Below are 15,571 nucleotides of genomic sequence, written 5' to 3' on the forward strand. Positions count from 1 at the left end.
ATGTTTTCTCCATGTGCTTAAAGTGCGGTTACAGACCGGCATAACCGCACTTTTATCAATAGAATTAAGGTTTATAGCGTGGATTCGGTTGTGGAATTCTGGCGCCGACTTCAAGTTTCCAGTTATCCAGTTTGGCTTTCAGGCTCGCCACGATCTCCGGATGTTGCCGACTGACGTCCTGCGTTTCGCCGATGTCATGATAAACATTATAGAGCTCCAGTTTATTGTCTTCAAAAAATTCCAGTAGTTTCCATTCGCCGTCACGTACGGCACAACCCGGTGTGCAGCCCTGATTGCTGTAGTGCGGATAGTGCCAATATAATTCGCGTGTCGGTTGTGGGTTTTGACCGGTCAATGTGGGCAAGATGCTGATGCCGTCGCAATGTTGCTGCGGAATCAGCGGCAAACCGGCACATTCCAACAATGTCGGGTAGAAGTCGGTCGAGGTAATCGGCGTTTCGATAATCGAATTGGCGGCGACATGGCCCGGCCAGCGCACAATCAGTGGTTCTCGGGTGCCGCCTTCATACATCCAGCCTTTGCCTTCGCACAGCGGTTTGTTGGTGGTCGGCGAGCCTTCTGCGGTGGCAAGGCCGCCGTTATCGCTGTAGAAGATTACGATTGTGTTATCTTCCAGTCCGTTTGCTTTCAGACAATCCAGCACTCGTCCGATATTCCAATCCATGTTTTCCACCATGGCGGCATAAACCGGATCGCTTTGAATGGTACGGCGAATCACGTGTTCGTCTTTTTTGTGATCACACGGGAAGTGTTCGCCGACATCAAACGGATTGATTTTATCAATGCCGAGCATACGCGCTTTTTTGCGGTATTTTTCGACCAAGTGCGCATGACATTCAATCGGGGTGTGGACCGCATAGTGGGAAAGGTACATAAACCAAGGTTGATCGTCGTCTTGTCGTTCAATCAGGTTGATGGCTTCGTCGGTTAGCCGATCGGTCAGGTATTCGCCCGTCGGCCCGTCTTCCAATGTTTCAATGCCGTAAGGCGAGAAGTAGCCGTTGAACGGATGCCCCCAATCGCAACCGCCGATATTGATCTCAAAGCCGTGTTTGTCGGGATAGGTTTCGAACCGTTGGTCGTTATGCTGGCTCAAATGCCATTTGCCGACATGCCAAGTGCGGTAGCCGCCCTGTTTTAGGGCTTTTGCCAGCGAAAATTCATCGCTGCTGAGGTGATCAATATAAGGGACATCCGCCAATTTTCCTTCGGAACGTCCGCCCAGCCATTGCGTCATGCCTAAACGGGCAGGGTATTTACCGGTTAAAATACTGGCTCTGGTCGGCGAACAGACCGGACAGGAGGCGTAAGCATCGGTAAAGCGCGCCCCTTGTTGTGCCAGTTGATCCAACCGAGGGGTTTCATAAAAACTGCTGCCGTAACAGCCGGTATCACTCCAGCCGTAATCATCGAGCAGGATAAATAAAATATTCGGTTTTTGCTTAGCGGACATCATGATTTCCCCCCGTTGTGTTGAATGGTGCGTTGGTAACGATTGGTAATATAGCGGTCATAAATCGGCTGAATTTTGAGGTGTAGCCAGATGCAGAATAAGGCGCAAATCACGAAAGCCAAGCCGAAGTAGAACCAGAAGTCCGGCGAAACCACACCGTCGGCATAAGCAAGCCCGACATTAGAAAACGTGACATAAATCAAGGTTGCGCAAGAGAGCAGAATGCCGCTGGTGAGCAATGCATATGACCAAGCTTTCATATCGATTTTTGCCTGACGCGGACGCAATACCTGTTTTTGCGGCGCCGGTTTGATTTTCGCCCAGACAATCAACATCAGCATTTCGACAATAAACAGCAGCCCGTAAACGTGCATCCAGTGAATGCGGATATACTCTTTGAAAGCGAACACCATCAGGTAATACGTAATCAAATGGAAAATAATGATAAATTTCGCCGCACTTTCCGATACCCGCAGGGTTTTGCTGAATAAGCCGATAAGCACCAGACTGACAATCGGAATGGCAATAAAGCCGGAGAACTGTTGCAGGAAAATAAACAATCCTTGCGGCGCATAAACCAGATTCGGGGCGATAATAATCGTCAATATCGAACAATAGATACCGAATTTTTTCGACATGTGAATCACTTTGCCGTCATCAGCCTGCGGATTCATCAGCGGTTTGTAAATATCGACCGCAAACAGGGTTGAAGCGGAGTTAATCAATGAGTTATAGGTGGAGAAAACCGCTCCCAGCAAGACGGCGACAAACAGCCCTAACAACGGCGCCGGTAAAATTTTAGCAACTAACGTCGGATAGGCCAAATCACGCGGTTCAAGCCCGGCACCGTATAAATGGTATGCCAGCAAGCCGGGGAACATGGCGATAAACGGCACCAGCATCTTAAAGAAGCCCGCCATTAACAGTCCTTTTTGACCGGAACGCAAACTTTCCGCCCCTAAAGCTCTTTGTATCACAAACTGGTTGGTTCCCCAGTAGAACGTGGCGGTGACCATCAAGCCGGTGAACACGGCGGCAATCGGAATGGCGTCGAGCTCACTGCCGGTGCCGATGGCGTTTAATTTTTCAGGATTGGTAACGGTAATATAGTGTAGCGCATCGACGATATTGCCCTGAATTTTATCGCCCAGTGCAATCAGTCCCAAGATAGGAATCAGACAGCCGATAAACAATAATCCGACACCGTTCAGCGTATCCGAAACCGCCACCGCTTTCAGACCGCCGGTAATGGCGTAAATCGCACCGATAACCCCGACGATAATCGTGGTTATCCATAACGCCTGCATTTTCGTCAGCCCGAGCCACGCCTCCAAATCCAGTATCTTCATCAAGGCGAGGGCGCCGCCGTATAGCACGGTCGGTGACCAGACAAAAATGTAACCGAACATAAACAGCCAGACAATCAGTTTACGCGTGCCTTCACCGTAGTGGGTACTCAGGAATTCGGGCATGGTGGAAAACGCACCGCCCAAGTACATCGGCAAAAATAGGATCGCCAGCAGAATAATGCCGCGAATCGCCCAAATTTCCCAAGCAAGCGGGGTCATATTGCCGAAATAGGTTAAACCGCTTTGCCCGACCAGTTGTTCGGTCGAAATATTGGTCAGTAATAGAGAACCGGCAATAAATAAAGCGCCGAGTTTATTGCCTGCCAAAAAATAGCCGTCCGAGGTGGAAACGGTGCCTTTGGTTTTATACCAAGAGAACCAGGCGACAAAGAGCATAAATGCCAGACATGTAATAAATGCAAACATAACTATCTCCTATTTAGAAGTGATAGCGTTATTTTAAATAAATTAACCACCATAACATTATGATAATGATCATTGATCGAGTGTGAGGAATATCACAAATTTATATTTTAATTTAAACGGCTAGCCGAATTTGCGCGCCAGTTTTTTCAAATAAGGCGCCATATGGCGTAGCGCCATATAATATGCCTCACATAAATAGTTATGCGGATAATCCGTTTCCGATAATAAAGTGCGGTGTTTCGGACAGCCGCCGTGGCAGGCAAATAGAAATTCACATTGTCGGCATTTTTGCGATAAATGCTGTTTTGCCAAACCAAATTTTTGCTGTTGGGTTGAGTCCGTTATCTGTATTAACGGCGTTTCAATAATATTGCCGATCTTATATTGCGGATAAACATAATGATCACAGCTGTAAATATCACCGTTCTGTTCGATGATCATTTGATCGCCGCAAGTCGGACGGAAAATACACAAGGATGGTTGATAGCCGAAAAACGCCATCAGCCATTGCTCGATAAACTGCACACTGATGCGTCCGATATCCTGTTGATACCAGCAGTCAAAAACATCAATCAGAAATTGACCGTATGCGTTGGCGGAGGCTTGCTGCTCGGGAGCAGCCATCAGCGGGATAAACTGCATGTAATTCACGCCGAGAGATTTGAGAAAAAGATAGAGTTCACGGCCGCAGTCGGCATTTTGATTATGCACTACAGTTAAAATATTGAATGTAACTTGATGTTTTTGCAATAAATCAACCGCACTTTTCACCTGCTTCCACGTGCCTTTCCCGCGACCGTTTTTACGGTAAACATCGTGCATCGGCTGTGTGCCGTCGAGGGAAATACCGATTAAAAAGTCATGCGCTTTGAAAAAACGACACCATGCGTCGTTCAGCAAAATCCCGTTAGTTTGCAGGCTGTTGCGAATGATTTTTTTATCGGCATAACGCTGCTGCAATGCAACCGCCCGCTGAAAAAAATCCAGCCCGCACAAAGTGGGTTCTCCGCCTTGCCAAATAAAGGTGATTTCAGATTGCGGCGCACTTTGAATATACTGTTTAATATATTTTTCCAATATTTCATCATGCATTTTTATCTGCTTTTGATGCGGTTTTTCCAGATAAAAGCAATATTCACATTGAATATTACACAATGAAGCAGACGGTTTTGCCATCAGATGAAACGGGCGTTGGCGCATATTTTCTCCTTATCGACAATCTTATTATAGTTATAACAATTGATTGCAAGATATGACAGCGATCATAATTAAAATTGTGAACTTCAGTCAAAATACAGCCAGTATTTTTCCCCGGAGTCATTATGACAACTACCACACTGATTATTTTAATCATTTGCGGCATGAGTGCCAATTTGGTATCCGCGTTGTTCGGTATCGGCGGCGGTGTATTAATGGTGCCTGTGTTGCGAACATTATTTCCCCAGTTTCCGATCCAAATGATTTCTGCAACGACCTTAACCATTGTCATGTGCAGTTCGATTATTAATCTGGTTTATTTTCGCCGTCAAAAAATAGCAATCAATCTCAAGAAGATAATATATTGGTCTGCCGCGATGATTATTGGCGTGCAACTCGGTTTTGAAATGAGCTTTTACCTTTCCGCCGTTTCAATGACCCTTATTTTTATTGCGGTATTAATGGCATTGGCGCTAAAAACGGGCTTTAGCCGATCACATACCGCACTTGTCGGCAGCGAGATGCGGCAAGACTATTTTTGCGGTGCCGCGGTATGCGGTTTCGGCGGTTTATTGGCGGGATTGACCGGCATTGGCGGCGGTTCGATCATGGCACCGTTGATAGGGCAGCTGAAAAGCGTGCAAGTGCGGCAGATTGCGGTCTACAGTAATTGGTTGATGGTGTTCGGCGGGCTGGGCAGCTTATATGGCTATGCCTCGAGACCATTGGCACAACAAATGGCAAACACTTGGCAAATCGGCTATATCAACGTTACGTTGGTTCTGATTGCCGTTTTTAGTGCCTTGGGCATGAGTTTTTTTTCGATGAAGCTGCGCGGATTACTTACTCCCTTTTGGGCAAATAAGCTGTTGGCGGCGCTGCTGTTGGCGATTGCGCTGTATATGTCGGTGCTTCAGTGGTTAATCAACTAAATAAACCGATAATGCTGAATGCGTTATCGGCTTATTTTTATTTGGGTCAAATATCCACCGACTTCCATTCTCTATTCCCTTTCACCGGCGGTAAATAGGCGAGGTGCTGCATATTTTGCGCCCATAGATTGGCAGGGATTCGGTAGTGATCCGCTCTGTTCGGATCGATTGCGGTGATGATTTCCGCTTCCCGTCCGTTTGCGATCAGAGTCGCCAAGTCGGGATTCATCATCACGGTTTTGCCGAGTGCGATAAATTCCGCCCAACCGGTTTGGTAGGCTGCCAGGATTTGATCAGCGGTGAATAGGCAGCCCACGCCGATTAGCGGTAATTTGCCGTTAATTCGTTCATGTAATAATTGCATACGAGTCAGTGCGGTATCGGCGCCACGGCGGGCTTTTTTATAGAAATCCCACAGCGAAACGTGCAGATATTGCAGCGGTTTTTCCAGCAACGCATCAATCAGGGTAAAGGTATCCTGCATGGTCAGCCCGTTTTCGCTTGGTTCTTCCGGCGAGAAACGGTAGCCGAGAATAAAATCGGGACGTTGATGCTTGGTTTTGACCGCACTTACCGCATCGACTACCGCCAACGGAAAACGCAGGCGGTTTTCGATTGAACCGCCCCATTGATCCGTGCGACGATTGGTCTGTGCCGAGAAAAATTGTTGTAGCAGGTAGTTGTTGGCGCCATGAATTTCCACGCCGTCAAAACCGGCTTGAAGCGCTAATTCCGCCGCATTGGCAAAGGCATTGATCAAGGCCTGAATTTCCGCTTCGGTTAACGTACGCGCGCCGCGTTCGGGATTGGCTGACGGCGCAACAACATCGGCATTGCCAATCAAATCGTTAATCGCTAATTGACCGCCGTGATGAATTTGTAAAATGGCTTTTGCTCCCTGTGCCTGAATGGTGCGCGCCACCGTTTTTAGACTTGGCAAATCGTCGGCGGAAAGTGCGGTCGGTTGCCCGTTAAAGGCCTTGCCTTCCGCTGAAACCAGGGTTGCGGCCGTGATAAACAGCCCGAAATCTTGCGCGCGGCCTTGTAAAAAAGCCAATTCTTCCGCACTGACACTGCCGTCGGCATGGGATGCATAGTGTGTCATCGGCGCCACGGTCAGGCGATTTTTGATTTCAACACCGTTGTTAAGGCGATAAGGTTGAAACAGGGGGGCATATTTAGGATTCATGACATTACTCTTTGGAAATTAATCAACAGTGTTACCATTATGACGTATTTTGCGACGGTGTCAAAATGCTGAATTTGTATAAGATAGATCGGTTTTATACAACGGTGAAGCGGTAAGCGATGCGATTTTTAATGTGGATTATGAGTATAAAACAGGCTTTCCGTTCACAAAATAGGCGTATACTGATTGAAAGGGATTTTTCACGAGCAATAATCGTTTTACTGATAAGGGATTCAATATGCAACAACTGACAACGCAAAATTTGATTATCGGCTTTGGTAAAGCCGGCAAAACTTTGGCGGCGGATCTGGCCAAGCACGGACAGAAGGTCATTTTGGTAGAGGCCAGTGAACAGATGTATGGCGGCACTTGTATCAATATCGGCTGTATTCCGTCTAAAAAATTACTGATTGAGGGGGAAGCAACGGCGCACTGTGATGACAAAGCGATGCGGTTTCGGCAGGCGATGGCTGCCAAAAACGGCTTGATTGAAAAACTACGGGCGGCGAATTTTGCCAAATTGGATCAGTTGGAGAACGTGCGGATTATCACGGCTCATGCCTGTTTTCAAGACGAGCATACGCTCATTCTGAACGGGCGTGACGGCGAATACCGTGTTACGGCAGAGCGGATTTTTATTAATACCGGAAGTGTGCCTGCAAATTTGGATATTCCGGGCAGCGAAGGTTCACGTATTTATGATAGTACAGGGATTTTATCATTATCGACTCGTCCGCAACGAATGGTGATTATTGGTGCCGGCTATATCTCTTTAGAGTTTGCCTTTATGTACACTAATTTTGGTACTGAAGTCACGATTATCGATGTTGGTGATGTATTCTTACCGCGTGAAGATCGGGATATTGCGGCGGAAATGGAACGGGTTTTGCGTGAGCGCGGCGTCAATATTGTGTTAGGAGCAAACGTCACACGTTTTGATGAAGATGAACACGGGACTACGGTCGTCACTTCGCAAGGCAGTTTTAGCGCTGAAGCGGTTTTGGTTGCTATCGGACGGCGGCCGAATACCGATAATTTGGGATTGGATAATGCCGATATCGCCTTGACAAGCCGCGGTTATATTCAAACGGATCATTTGTTACGTGTGAAACCGCATATCTGGGCAATGGGCGATGTGGCAGGCAGCCCGCAGTTTACCTATATTTCGCTGGACGACTATCGGATTGTGCGTGAACAATTGCTGGGCGAAGGAAAGCGTTGCACGGAAGACCGCCCGATTTTCCCCACCGCCGTCTTTACCGAACCGCCATTGGCGCAAATCGGCATGACGGCAACGCAAGCCGCCAAGTGCGGTCGGCCTTATCGTGTAGCGAGCCTAAAGGCAGATGCCATTCCGAAAGCCAAAATATTAAAACAGACGAACGGTTTACTGAAAGCGGTTATTGACAGCGAAACAGATGAAATTTTAGGGGTAACGCTGTTTTGTGCGGAAGCACACGAGCTGATCAACCTGTTTAAACTGGCGATGGATCACAAGATTCCGGCCGGTTATCTTAAAAACCAGATTTTTACACATCCGACCATTGCCGAGGGTTTAAACGATCTGTTTGCTTAAAACCGCACGTTGACGGCGACATCCGTGTGTGATGTCGCTGCCTTCGAGCTTAAAGCCATTGCCGTAACGCATCACGCCATGCATCAGGATTGCCGTAAAATGCGTGGTGATCCAGTTGCCGGAATCGGCCGTTTTTCTCCAGTAAAAAGGTCGGAAATCCCGATGCCTGATATTGCGCCATCAAGCGGCGGCTTTGCGCAATATGCTTATCACAGCCGCTGCCGGCAAGCGTATCGAATACCGCATTAAACCGTTCGACATCATAGCCGGCTTGTGCCGCAAGACTGAACAATACCGCACGCTGCGACACTTTTTTTCCGTCGACATAATGGGCTTTTTGCAGTTGTGCCAACATGGCTAAACCGCGCCCGTCCAGTTGTTCGGCGGTTAAAACAGCGGTGATCGGCGGGGCGGAGTCCAATACCGTACCGACTTGCTTGAGCAGACCGTCTTTATAGGCATCACCGAAAATCTGTTTGCTTAATCGGGCAATGCGGGCGTCATGCGGGAGCACATAATCACGAAATTGAGCGTCAATCACCCGTCCTGACATTAAACCGCCGCCGTGCAGCTGTAGCGGCAACATTTCCGCCGCCGCATTGGCCAACGGAGCAGCGGCATAGCACCAACCGCAAAGCGGATCATAAAAATAATGCAATTTCATTGTGTTACTCTTTAGCTCTGGCAAAAGTGCGGTTTGCTGACCGCACTTTTGAGGCGTTTACCATTTCATTTCGCCGCTGACGACTTTTGCCCCTAATTCCACATTGCTTTTGCCGTGCAGGTTCGGGTAGGCTTTTTCCATCGTAGCGATAATCTGAGCGCTGTTTTGACTGTCGGCGACCGCACTTTCGAACCGAGTCAAATACGCTTGCGTGAAATTGATCGCACTCGCATCCAATTTTGCTTCCGCCGACATATGTCCCGGAATCACGGTTGTCGGCTTGAGTGCTTTCATTTCCTCAAGCTGTTGAATCCAAGCGGCGCGCTCTTCTGCCGATTGTGTGTCGGCGGTCCAAACGTGCATATCGCCGAAAATGCCGATGTTGCCGCTAATGGTGCGGATTGACGGAATCCAAACATAAGGGCGGTGCGCCAAAATGCCCTCTGTCCCCAAAATCTCGATTTTTTGCCCGTCCACGGTCAGGCTGTTATTGCTCAGCACTTCAGGCAGAATCGGATTTTTCGGCGCATTATTGCCCATTAACGGCGACCAATAGGCGATTTTCCCCGCCATTTTTTGTTTGATGCGATCGTGTACCGCCTGTGTTGTTACCACTTTTACTTGTGGAAAAATTTGTTTTAACGTTTCCGCCCCAAAATAGAAATCCGGGTCGGCGTTGCTGATTAACACCGTGTTGAGCGTTTTTCCGCTGTCCAGCACATTGGCGGCAATCCGCAGTGCATCGGCACGGGTAAAGCCGCTGTCGATGACCAGTGCTTCCGTGTCGCCGCTGACGACGGTCGAGGTTACCGAAAAACTGTTTTTATCGGCGTTATACACTTTCAGATTGAGTGGCGCTGTCGTTTCGGCGTGAACGGAAGCGGCGAAGGCGAATGTGGCGAAAGTGGTTAAAACGGTGGATTTCATGCTATTTCCTTATTTTGTTGAAATGAAAGGCGTTTATACGCCATCGGTTGATGGGCGTACTATACGGATTTCAAATTAGTTGATAAACTGGCAAAGTTGAATTTGTTTATTGCATAAATCGATGGAATAAAATGGATAGATTGACCGCCGTAAAGGTTTTTGTGGAAATTGCCGCCCGTGGCAGCCTGACGCAAACCGCCGAACAACTGGAGATGTCACAAGCAATGGTGAGCCGCTATTTAGCGACGGTTGAAAACTGGCTGGGCGCAAGGCTGCTGCACCGTACCACACGCAAAATCAGCCTGACCGAAGCGGGCTTGGCGGCATTGCCGTTGTGTCGGCAGATGCTGGATTTTTCACTGGATTTGCAACATATCGGCAGCGAGAGCAAAAGAACGGTGGAAGGGACATTGCGGATCAGCACCTCGCCCTCATTTGCCGAAGCACAGCTGACTGCCGCGTTACGGGCGTTTCAGCGTGTTTATCCGCAAGTGCGGGTTGATTTGCAGGTGGCGGATCGAACGGTAAATCTGGTGGAAGATCGGATTGATTTGGCGATTCGGATCAGCAATTCATTGCCGGATAATGTGGTGGCAAAACCGCTGGCGGACTGCCGTTCGGTGTTGTGTGCCACGCCGTCTTATCTTGAACGCCACGGCATTCCTCGTTCGCATCAGGATTTGGCGGCGCACCGTTTTGTGCTGCATACTCGGATTTATGGCAAACATTTATCCCTGAAAAAAGGTAAAGAGCGGTTTTCATTGCCGTTATCGGGGCAGTTCAGCAGCAATGAAACCGGCATCGTGTTACAAGCGACAAAACAACATGCCGGGATTGCGATGCTGCCGACTTACTGTGTCGCCGACGATCTGAAGCAGGGCAGGTTGATACGGCTATTGGCGGATTATCGGCTGGATACCTTGGGTATTTATGCGATCTATCTTTCACGCCGACATCAACCGCTGGCATTACGTACGTTAATTGATTTTCTTGCGGATTATTTCGCAGGCGAAAGTGCGGTTTGGGATCGGGATTTATTGCAAGAAACGGCAATGGTGAGGAAAAGTGCGGTCTGACGAACCGGCAAACCGCACTTAGGTTTTAGAATTGCAAGGTTTCGCCGTCTTGCGGAATGTGTGTTTGTTTGGCGATGCCTTTTTGTTCGACAAATTCGGCGAGTGCTTTACGGGATAATAGCGCATGGTTGACCGCTTCCATATGGGTCGCCACAATATCGGCATTCGGCACGACTTGCGACGTGCGGTAGACATCTTGTTCATCCATAATGATAGACCCTTTCAGCCCGGACACTTGTGCATTGCCGCTGTTTAAAATTACGATTTCCGGCTGATAGCGACGAAGTGCGGTTTCTACTTCCGGTCGCCAAATCGTATCGCCGACCAAGTAAATCGTTTTCTGTTGCGGAGCTTGGAAAACCACGCCGGCGGCTTCGCCGAGTAACGCTTTCAGTTGCGGCATACGCATCATTTCATCGGTTCCGTGCTGACCGCCTGTTTTAATCAAGCGAACGCCGTTGAATTCACTGTTTTCACTTAACAGGCGGACATCGGTAAAGCCGGCATCGCGAATCAATTTTGCATCGGCAGCGTGCTGGGCGAAAATCGGGATATTTTTCGGTATTTGCTGCTGTGCCGCTGTATCCCAGTGATCTTCATGGGTATGGGTCACAATAATGGCATCGGCTTTTACGATTTCCTCAACCGGCAGCGGCAATTCAACCAGCGGATTGCGCAAGTGGCTGTTCGGCGTGCCGGCAAAGCCCGGCATGGCGCCTTTTTTCGAGAGCATCGGGTCAATCAAAAACGTGGTGTCGGCATAGGTGATTTTCATGGTTGCGTTGCGAATTTGCTGAATTTCCACGCTGTTCTGCTGCACGCCGCCGTTAAAGGCGCCGCAAGCGACAGTTGCGGACAGGAAAAGTGCGGTACTGATCAGTTTTAATGTCTTTTTCATTTTTTCTCCATTGTGTGTTAGTGAATCGAGGGGGATTATCCCCGTTTGCACGATAAGAAAAAATTGACCTGAAGGTCAATAATCGCAATAATCGGGTCAAATTGAAACAATGGTGAGGTGGTGATGATTCCAACGGTTGCCTTGGTGGCATATCCTGATTTCAGCCCGTTCCTTTTTTCCGTGCCGTATATGATTTTCGGTGAAGAGATGTTGCCCGGTCAGAAGCTGTTTGATTTGCTGACCGTTTCGCCGAGCAGCGAGTTAAGCTGTGTCGGCAACGGATTGAATTTACAGGCAAAGTGCGGTCCGGAAGCGTTACAGAACGCTGATATCATTATTATTCCCGGCTGGCACAGCATTGATGAAACGCCGAGCAATGATTTTCTCTTGGCATTGCAGCAGGCGTATCAACGTGGGGCGCATTTGGTCGGGTTGTGTTTGGGAACTTATGTGTTGGCGTATGCCGGGCTGTTGAACGGAAAAAAAGCGGCAACCCACTGGGAAGCCGAAGCGGATTTCAGCCGCCGTTTTCCGCAAGTGCGGTTAGACGCTAATGCGCTTTATGTAGAAGAACAGCGGATTTTAACATCGGCAGGCACCGGTGCCGGCTTGGATTGCTGTTTACATTTGGTGCGGGAATACCACGGCAGCCGGACAGCCAATAAAATTGCCCGTCGTATGGTCATTGCGCCGCACCGTGACGGCGGACAGGCGCAATTTATCGAGCGGCCGCTGCCGCAGTCGACGCAAGACGTACAAATCAATCAGTTATTGGCATATTTACGCGAGAATCCGACACAATCCCATTCCCTAGAGCAATTGGCGCAACGTGCCGCAATGAGCCGCCGTACGTTCACCCGCCATTTTCACAAAGCGACCGGTATGTCGGTGGGCGAATGGCTGCTGGCGGAGCGATTGCAGCGGGTGCAGCTGTTGTTGGAAACCACGGCGCTGTCGATTGAACAGGTTGCCGAGCAGGCAGGATTCAACAGCGGCAGTTCGTTGCGTGATCACTTTAAACGACGATTTAACCTCAGCCCGACGGCATGGCGCAAAATATTCGGGCTTCGTTCTGCGTAATGGTTTGGCTTATTGGTCGCCAAGTGCGGTTAATCTGCCCGTTGAACAGGCGGAATTGCCGCTTGTTCCTGCGTTGTCAAAATATCGGGCAGACTCTCTTCCAGCCAATCGACCAGCTTCTTGAGTTTTTCTGCCGCCGCTACGCCGTGTGCCGTTAAGGTGTATTCCACATGTGGCGGAACGGTATGAAAGGATTTTCGGATCAACATACCGTCTTGCCCGAGCTGTTGCAGCGTTTGCGTCAGCATACGTTCACTAACGCCGTCAATCGTATTACGTAATTCACTGAAGCGCTTGGTTCCGTTTAACAAGACTAACATCACCAACACGCCCCAGCGACTGGTCAAGTGTTGCAAAATAGGCCGTGAAGGGCATTGTGCCGAGAGTACATAGCCGCGTACAAACGGTGCTTGTGTATTTTTTTCCATTTTTATTTTCTTTTAAATCAATCGGTTAAAAAATAAATAGACAATATTCTAAAACTTACATTTTTGTAAGTACTTCCTAAAAGTAAGTTTTGGTCTATACTACGCTATACAGCTTGTGAGAACAACTGAAAAGCAACATGAATCGTCAACATCAAGAGGAGCAAAAAATGAAAACTATCGCAGTCAGTGCAGCCAATGGGCAATTAGGACGTTTGGTTATCAATCAGTTAAAGGCAAGAGTCGCACCGGACGAGATTGTTGCCTTAGTGCGTGATCCGGCAAAAACGCAGGATCTCGGTGTGGCAGTGAGAAAGGCGGATTATACCGATCCGACAGGTTTGGAGGCGGCTTTGGCAGGCGTTGATACGCTGCTGTTAATCTCAGGCAACGAAATCGGTCAGCGTGCAGTACAACATAAAAATGTGATTGAGGCGTCGAAAAAAGTCGGTGTGAAACGTATTGTCTACACCAGTTTGCTGAAAGCCGACACCTCTACGCTTAATCTTGCGCCGGAACATCTGGAAACCGAAGCGGCATTAAAGGCATCTGGGTTAAGCTATACTATTTTACGCAATGGCTGGTATAGCGAAAATTATACCGCTTCCGTCGCAGCGGCACTGGCAAACAATGCCTTTTACGGCAGTGCCGGCGAGGGAAAAATTTCTTCCGCCCCCCGTGCCGATTTGGCGGAAGCCGCAGCGATTGTGCTGACCACCGCCGGTCATGAAGGCAAAACTTATGAACTGGCAGGCGATGAAGCCTATACCCTGAGTGAGTTGGCGGCGGAAATTTCAAAACAAAGCGCTAAAGAAATTCCCTACATTGATATTCCGCAAGCGGATTATGCAAACGCCTTAAAACAAGCCGGATTACCGGCAGAATTGGCAGAAGGCTTAGCCGCATGGGATGTCAGTGCCTCACAAGGTGCATTGTTCAGTAACGACCGTACGTTGTCTAAACTACTGGGACGTCCGACTACCACGTTGGCAGCCGCAGTGAAAGCCGCTTTGGCTTAATTTGTCACCGTATTGAATCAAGGTGTGATATTGCATATGGCAAATCACACCTTTTTTTAAACAGGAGATGTGTCGTGTTGTTATGGGGAGGATTGCTTGTATTCGCTTTCGTTGTGTGGCGTTTGACCGCACGGCAACCGCGCATTCTCAAGCGAGGACGATTTAAGCGGGCGCATTCTGTTTGTTTGGGTGGTCGGCAATATTATATCGAAGATGTGGTATTTGAGGATTATCAACAAGCGATTCACGGTTATTTCAAGATTGTGTCGGATTTATACCAATGCGCTGTCCCGCTTGAAGTCGAATACGATTTTTTTGATTTTTATTCGGTTATTATCCGTTTTGAGGGGGCGACGGTGCGGTTGTTGAGATGTGTCGATAAAGTTCGTTTAATCAAGAGTATGCAAGCGATGCCGATTCAGACATTCGAACAGGCGGTAGAGTCGATTGCCTATAAAAATATCTAAGGAGAGCGTATGCTAACGCAACGATTACACCAAGCAAAGCAGCGGATCTCGCAAGCCGACTTTATTTTAGTTGGTGCCGGAGCCGGTTTTTCCACCGCAGCAGGGCTGACTTATTACGGCAAACGGTTTGAAGAAAATTTCCAACCGTTCATTCGGCATTACGGTATGCGAGATATGTATTCCGCCGGTTTTTATCCGTTTGATTGTGAAGAGGAAAAATGGGCGTATTGGGCGCAGCATATCCTGATAAACCGTTTTGAGCCGCCGGCGTTACCGCTTTACCGACAATTGCTGGAGTTGGTCAAAACAAAAAATTATTTTGTGTTGACCACCAATGTCGACGCCCAGTTTGAAAAAGCAGGATTTGCACAAGAGCGATTATTTGCGACACAAGGCGATTACGGCTATTTGCAATGTGCGACAGGCTGTCATGATAAACTTTATTCCAACGCCGAGTTAGTCCGACAATGGCGGGCGCAAACTGTGGAATTGAAAATTCCGATCGCACTTGTGCCGCAATGTCCGATCTGTAGCGGAAAAATGGTGATGCATTTGCGTATTGATCAGCATTTTATTGAAAATGAGGCTTGGCGGCAGGCTCAAAAACGCTATACACAGTTTGCACAACAATCGTTGCAGGGAAGTGCGGTCTATTTGGAATTGGGCGTCGGTTACAATACGCCGACCATTATTCGCTATCCTTTTGAACAAATGACATTTCATAACCGAGATGCGGTTCTGATTCGCCTGAATCGTGATGAACCGGCAGGGTATGACGAAACGAAAGCGCAGACTATCTGTTTTACCGAAGATCCGAATCTCGTGATGGCACAACTTTTAGCGTAATTTTATTTGCCTGATTTAGGGAGAAA

15 protein-coding genes are annotated in these 15,571 nt (G+C 48.4%); 7 read left to right on the forward strand and 8 right to left on the reverse strand.

What is annotated here, in order from left to right:
• Positions 1-64: 64 nt before the first annotated feature.
• The 3 genes from OA57_RS10240 to OA57_RS10250 form a co-directional block, all read right to left on the reverse strand.
• The gene (locus OA57_RS10240; RefSeq protein ID WP_034617328.1) at positions 65-1,477 is read right to left on the reverse strand and encodes a sulfatase; all 1,413 of its coding nucleotides are present in this window, start codon (positions 1,475-1,477) and stop codon (positions 65-67) included.
• Positions 1,474-3,249 (reverse strand): solute:sodium symporter family transporter, encoded by a 1,776-nt coding sequence (locus OA57_RS10245; RefSeq protein ID WP_034617330.1) that lies wholly within the window; start codon positions 3,247-3,249, stop codon positions 1,474-1,476. Before OA57_RS10245 ends, OA57_RS10240 begins: the two co-directional genes overlap by 4 nt.
• Positions 3,250-3,369: 120 nt before the next feature.
• Positions 3,370-4,449, reverse strand: a complete 1,080-nt coding sequence (locus OA57_RS10250) for an anaerobic sulfatase maturase (protein WP_034617332.1) — start codon at positions 4,447-4,449, stop codon at positions 3,370-3,372.
• A gap of 122 nt (positions 4,450-4,571) precedes the next feature.
• Between OA57_RS10250 and OA57_RS10255 the strand changes: the two genes are divergently transcribed.
• Entirely contained in the window at positions 4,572-5,378 is an 807-nt protein-coding gene (locus OA57_RS10255; RefSeq protein ID WP_034617334.1) for a sulfite exporter TauE/SafE family protein, read from the forward strand.
• Between the two features lie 46 nt (positions 5,379-5,424).
• Here OA57_RS10255 and OA57_RS10260 read toward each other — a convergent pair whose 3' ends face one another.
• The gene (locus OA57_RS10260) at positions 5,425-6,567 is read right to left on the reverse strand and encodes an NADH-dependent flavin oxidoreductase (protein WP_034617336.1); all 1,143 of its coding nucleotides are present in this window, start codon (positions 6,565-6,567) and stop codon (positions 5,425-5,427) included.
• 238 nt (positions 6,568-6,805) lie between these two features.
• On the opposite strand from OA57_RS10260, the gene OA57_RS10265 reads away from it, so the two are divergent.
• A complete protein-coding gene (locus OA57_RS10265) occupies positions 6,806-8,143 on the forward strand; it encodes an FAD-dependent oxidoreductase (protein ID WP_200883623.1) in 1,338 nt (445 codons plus the stop codon).
• Positions 8,144-8,192: 49 nt separating this feature from the next.
• Here OA57_RS10265 and OA57_RS10270 read toward each other — a convergent pair whose 3' ends face one another.
• Positions 8,193-8,807, reverse strand: coding sequence for a DsbA family protein (locus tag OA57_RS10270; protein ID WP_034617339.1), 615 nt, complete (start codon positions 8,805-8,807; stop codon positions 8,193-8,195).
• 57 nt (positions 8,808-8,864) lie between these two features.
• The gene (locus OA57_RS10275) at positions 8,865-9,734 is read right to left on the reverse strand and encodes an MBL fold metallo-hydrolase (protein WP_034617342.1); all 870 of its coding nucleotides are present in this window, start codon (positions 9,732-9,734) and stop codon (positions 8,865-8,867) included.
• Between the two features lie 131 nt (positions 9,735-9,865).
• On the opposite strand from OA57_RS10275, the gene OA57_RS10280 reads away from it, so the two are divergent.
• Entirely contained in the window at positions 9,866-10,810 is a 945-nt protein-coding gene (locus tag OA57_RS10280; RefSeq protein ID WP_034617345.1) for a LysR family transcriptional regulator, read from the forward strand.
• 25 nt (positions 10,811-10,835) lie between these two features.
• On the opposite strand, the gene OA57_RS10285 is transcribed toward OA57_RS10280, so the two are convergent.
• Positions 10,836-11,708, reverse strand: coding sequence for an MBL fold metallo-hydrolase (locus OA57_RS10285; RefSeq protein WP_034617348.1), 873 nt, complete (start codon positions 11,706-11,708; stop codon positions 10,836-10,838).
• A gap of 123 nt (positions 11,709-11,831) precedes the next feature.
• On the opposite strand from OA57_RS10285, the gene OA57_RS10290 reads away from it, so the two are divergent.
• Complete coding sequence (locus OA57_RS10290) at positions 11,832-12,788, forward strand: GlxA family transcriptional regulator (RefSeq protein ID WP_034617351.1); 957 nt, start codon at positions 11,832-11,834, stop codon at positions 12,786-12,788.
• A 29-nt stretch (positions 12,789-12,817) separates the two neighbouring features.
• On the opposite strand, the gene OA57_RS10295 is transcribed toward OA57_RS10290, so the two are convergent.
• Positions 12,818-13,216 carry a winged helix-turn-helix transcriptional regulator gene (locus OA57_RS10295; protein WP_034617354.1) on the reverse strand — a complete coding sequence of 133 codons (399 nt, stop codon included), beginning with the start codon at positions 13,214-13,216 and terminating at the stop codon, positions 12,818-12,820.
• A 167-nt stretch (positions 13,217-13,383) separates the two neighbouring features.
• On the opposite strand from OA57_RS10295, the gene OA57_RS10300 reads away from it, so the two are divergent.
• The 3 genes from OA57_RS10300 (at position 13,384) to OA57_RS10310 (ending at position 15,545) form a co-directional block, all read left to right on the forward strand.
• The gene (locus tag OA57_RS10300; RefSeq protein ID WP_034617357.1) at positions 13,384-14,232 is read left to right on the forward strand and encodes an SDR family oxidoreductase; all 849 of its coding nucleotides are present in this window, start codon (positions 13,384-13,386) and stop codon (positions 14,230-14,232) included.
• 74 nt (positions 14,233-14,306) lie between these two features.
• Entirely contained in the window at positions 14,307-14,699 is a 393-nt protein-coding gene (locus OA57_RS10305) for a hypothetical protein (RefSeq protein ID WP_034617360.1), read from the forward strand.
• Positions 14,700-14,708: 9 nt separating this feature from the next.
• Positions 14,709-15,545, forward strand: a complete 837-nt coding sequence (locus tag OA57_RS10310; protein ID WP_034617363.1) for an SIR2 family NAD-dependent protein deacylase — start codon at positions 14,709-14,711, stop codon at positions 15,543-15,545.
• The last annotated feature ends 26 nt before the right edge of the window (positions 15,546-15,571 follow it).

The organism is Chelonobacter oris (genome assembly GCF_000772535.1).
In the GTDB taxonomy this organism is placed as follows: Bacteria; Pseudomonadota; Gammaproteobacteria; order Enterobacterales; family Pasteurellaceae; genus Chelonobacter; species Chelonobacter oris.

Excerpts from the sequence above, each read along its gene's own strand:
- OA57_RS10240 (WP_034617328.1), bottom strand. The coding sequence starts at position 1,477 with ATGATGTCCGCTAAGCAAAAACCGAATATTTTATTTATCCTGCTCGAT.
- OA57_RS10245 (WP_034617330.1), bottom strand. The coding sequence starts at position 3,249 with ATGTTTGCATTTATTACATGTCTGGCATTTATGCTCTTTGTCGCCTGG.
- OA57_RS10250 (WP_034617332.1), bottom strand. The coding sequence starts at position 4,449 with ATGCGCCAACGCCCGTTTCATCTGATGGCAAAACCGTCTGCTTCATTG.
- OA57_RS10255 (WP_034617334.1), top strand. The coding sequence starts at position 4,572 with ATGACAACTACCACACTGATTATTTTAATCATTTGCGGCATGAGTGCC.
- OA57_RS10260 (WP_034617336.1), bottom strand. The coding sequence starts at position 6,567 with ATGAATCCTAAATATGCCCCCCTGTTTCAACCTTATCGCCTTAACAAC.
- OA57_RS10265 (WP_200883623.1), top strand. The coding sequence starts at position 6,806 with ATGCAACAACTGACAACGCAAAATTTGATTATCGGCTTTGGTAAAGCC.
- OA57_RS10270 (WP_034617339.1), bottom strand. The coding sequence starts at position 8,807 with ATGAAATTGCATTATTTTTATGATCCGCTTTGCGGTTGGTGCTATGCC.
- OA57_RS10275 (WP_034617342.1), bottom strand. The coding sequence starts at position 9,734 with ATGAAATCCACCGTTTTAACCACTTTCGCCACATTCGCCTTCGCCGCT.
- OA57_RS10280 (WP_034617345.1), top strand. The coding sequence starts at position 9,866 with ATGGATAGATTGACCGCCGTAAAGGTTTTTGTGGAAATTGCCGCCCGT.
- OA57_RS10285 (WP_034617348.1), bottom strand. The coding sequence starts at position 11,708 with ATGAAAAAGACATTAAAACTGATCAGTACCGCACTTTTCCTGTCCGCA.
- OA57_RS10290 (WP_034617351.1), top strand. The coding sequence starts at position 11,832 with ATGATTCCAACGGTTGCCTTGGTGGCATATCCTGATTTCAGCCCGTTC.
- OA57_RS10295 (WP_034617354.1), bottom strand. The coding sequence starts at position 13,216 with ATGGAAAAAAATACACAAGCACCGTTTGTACGCGGCTATGTACTCTCG.
- OA57_RS10300 (WP_034617357.1), top strand. The coding sequence starts at position 13,384 with ATGAAAACTATCGCAGTCAGTGCAGCCAATGGGCAATTAGGACGTTTG.
- OA57_RS10310 (WP_034617363.1), top strand. The coding sequence starts at position 14,709 with ATGCTAACGCAACGATTACACCAAGCAAAGCAGCGGATCTCGCAAGCC.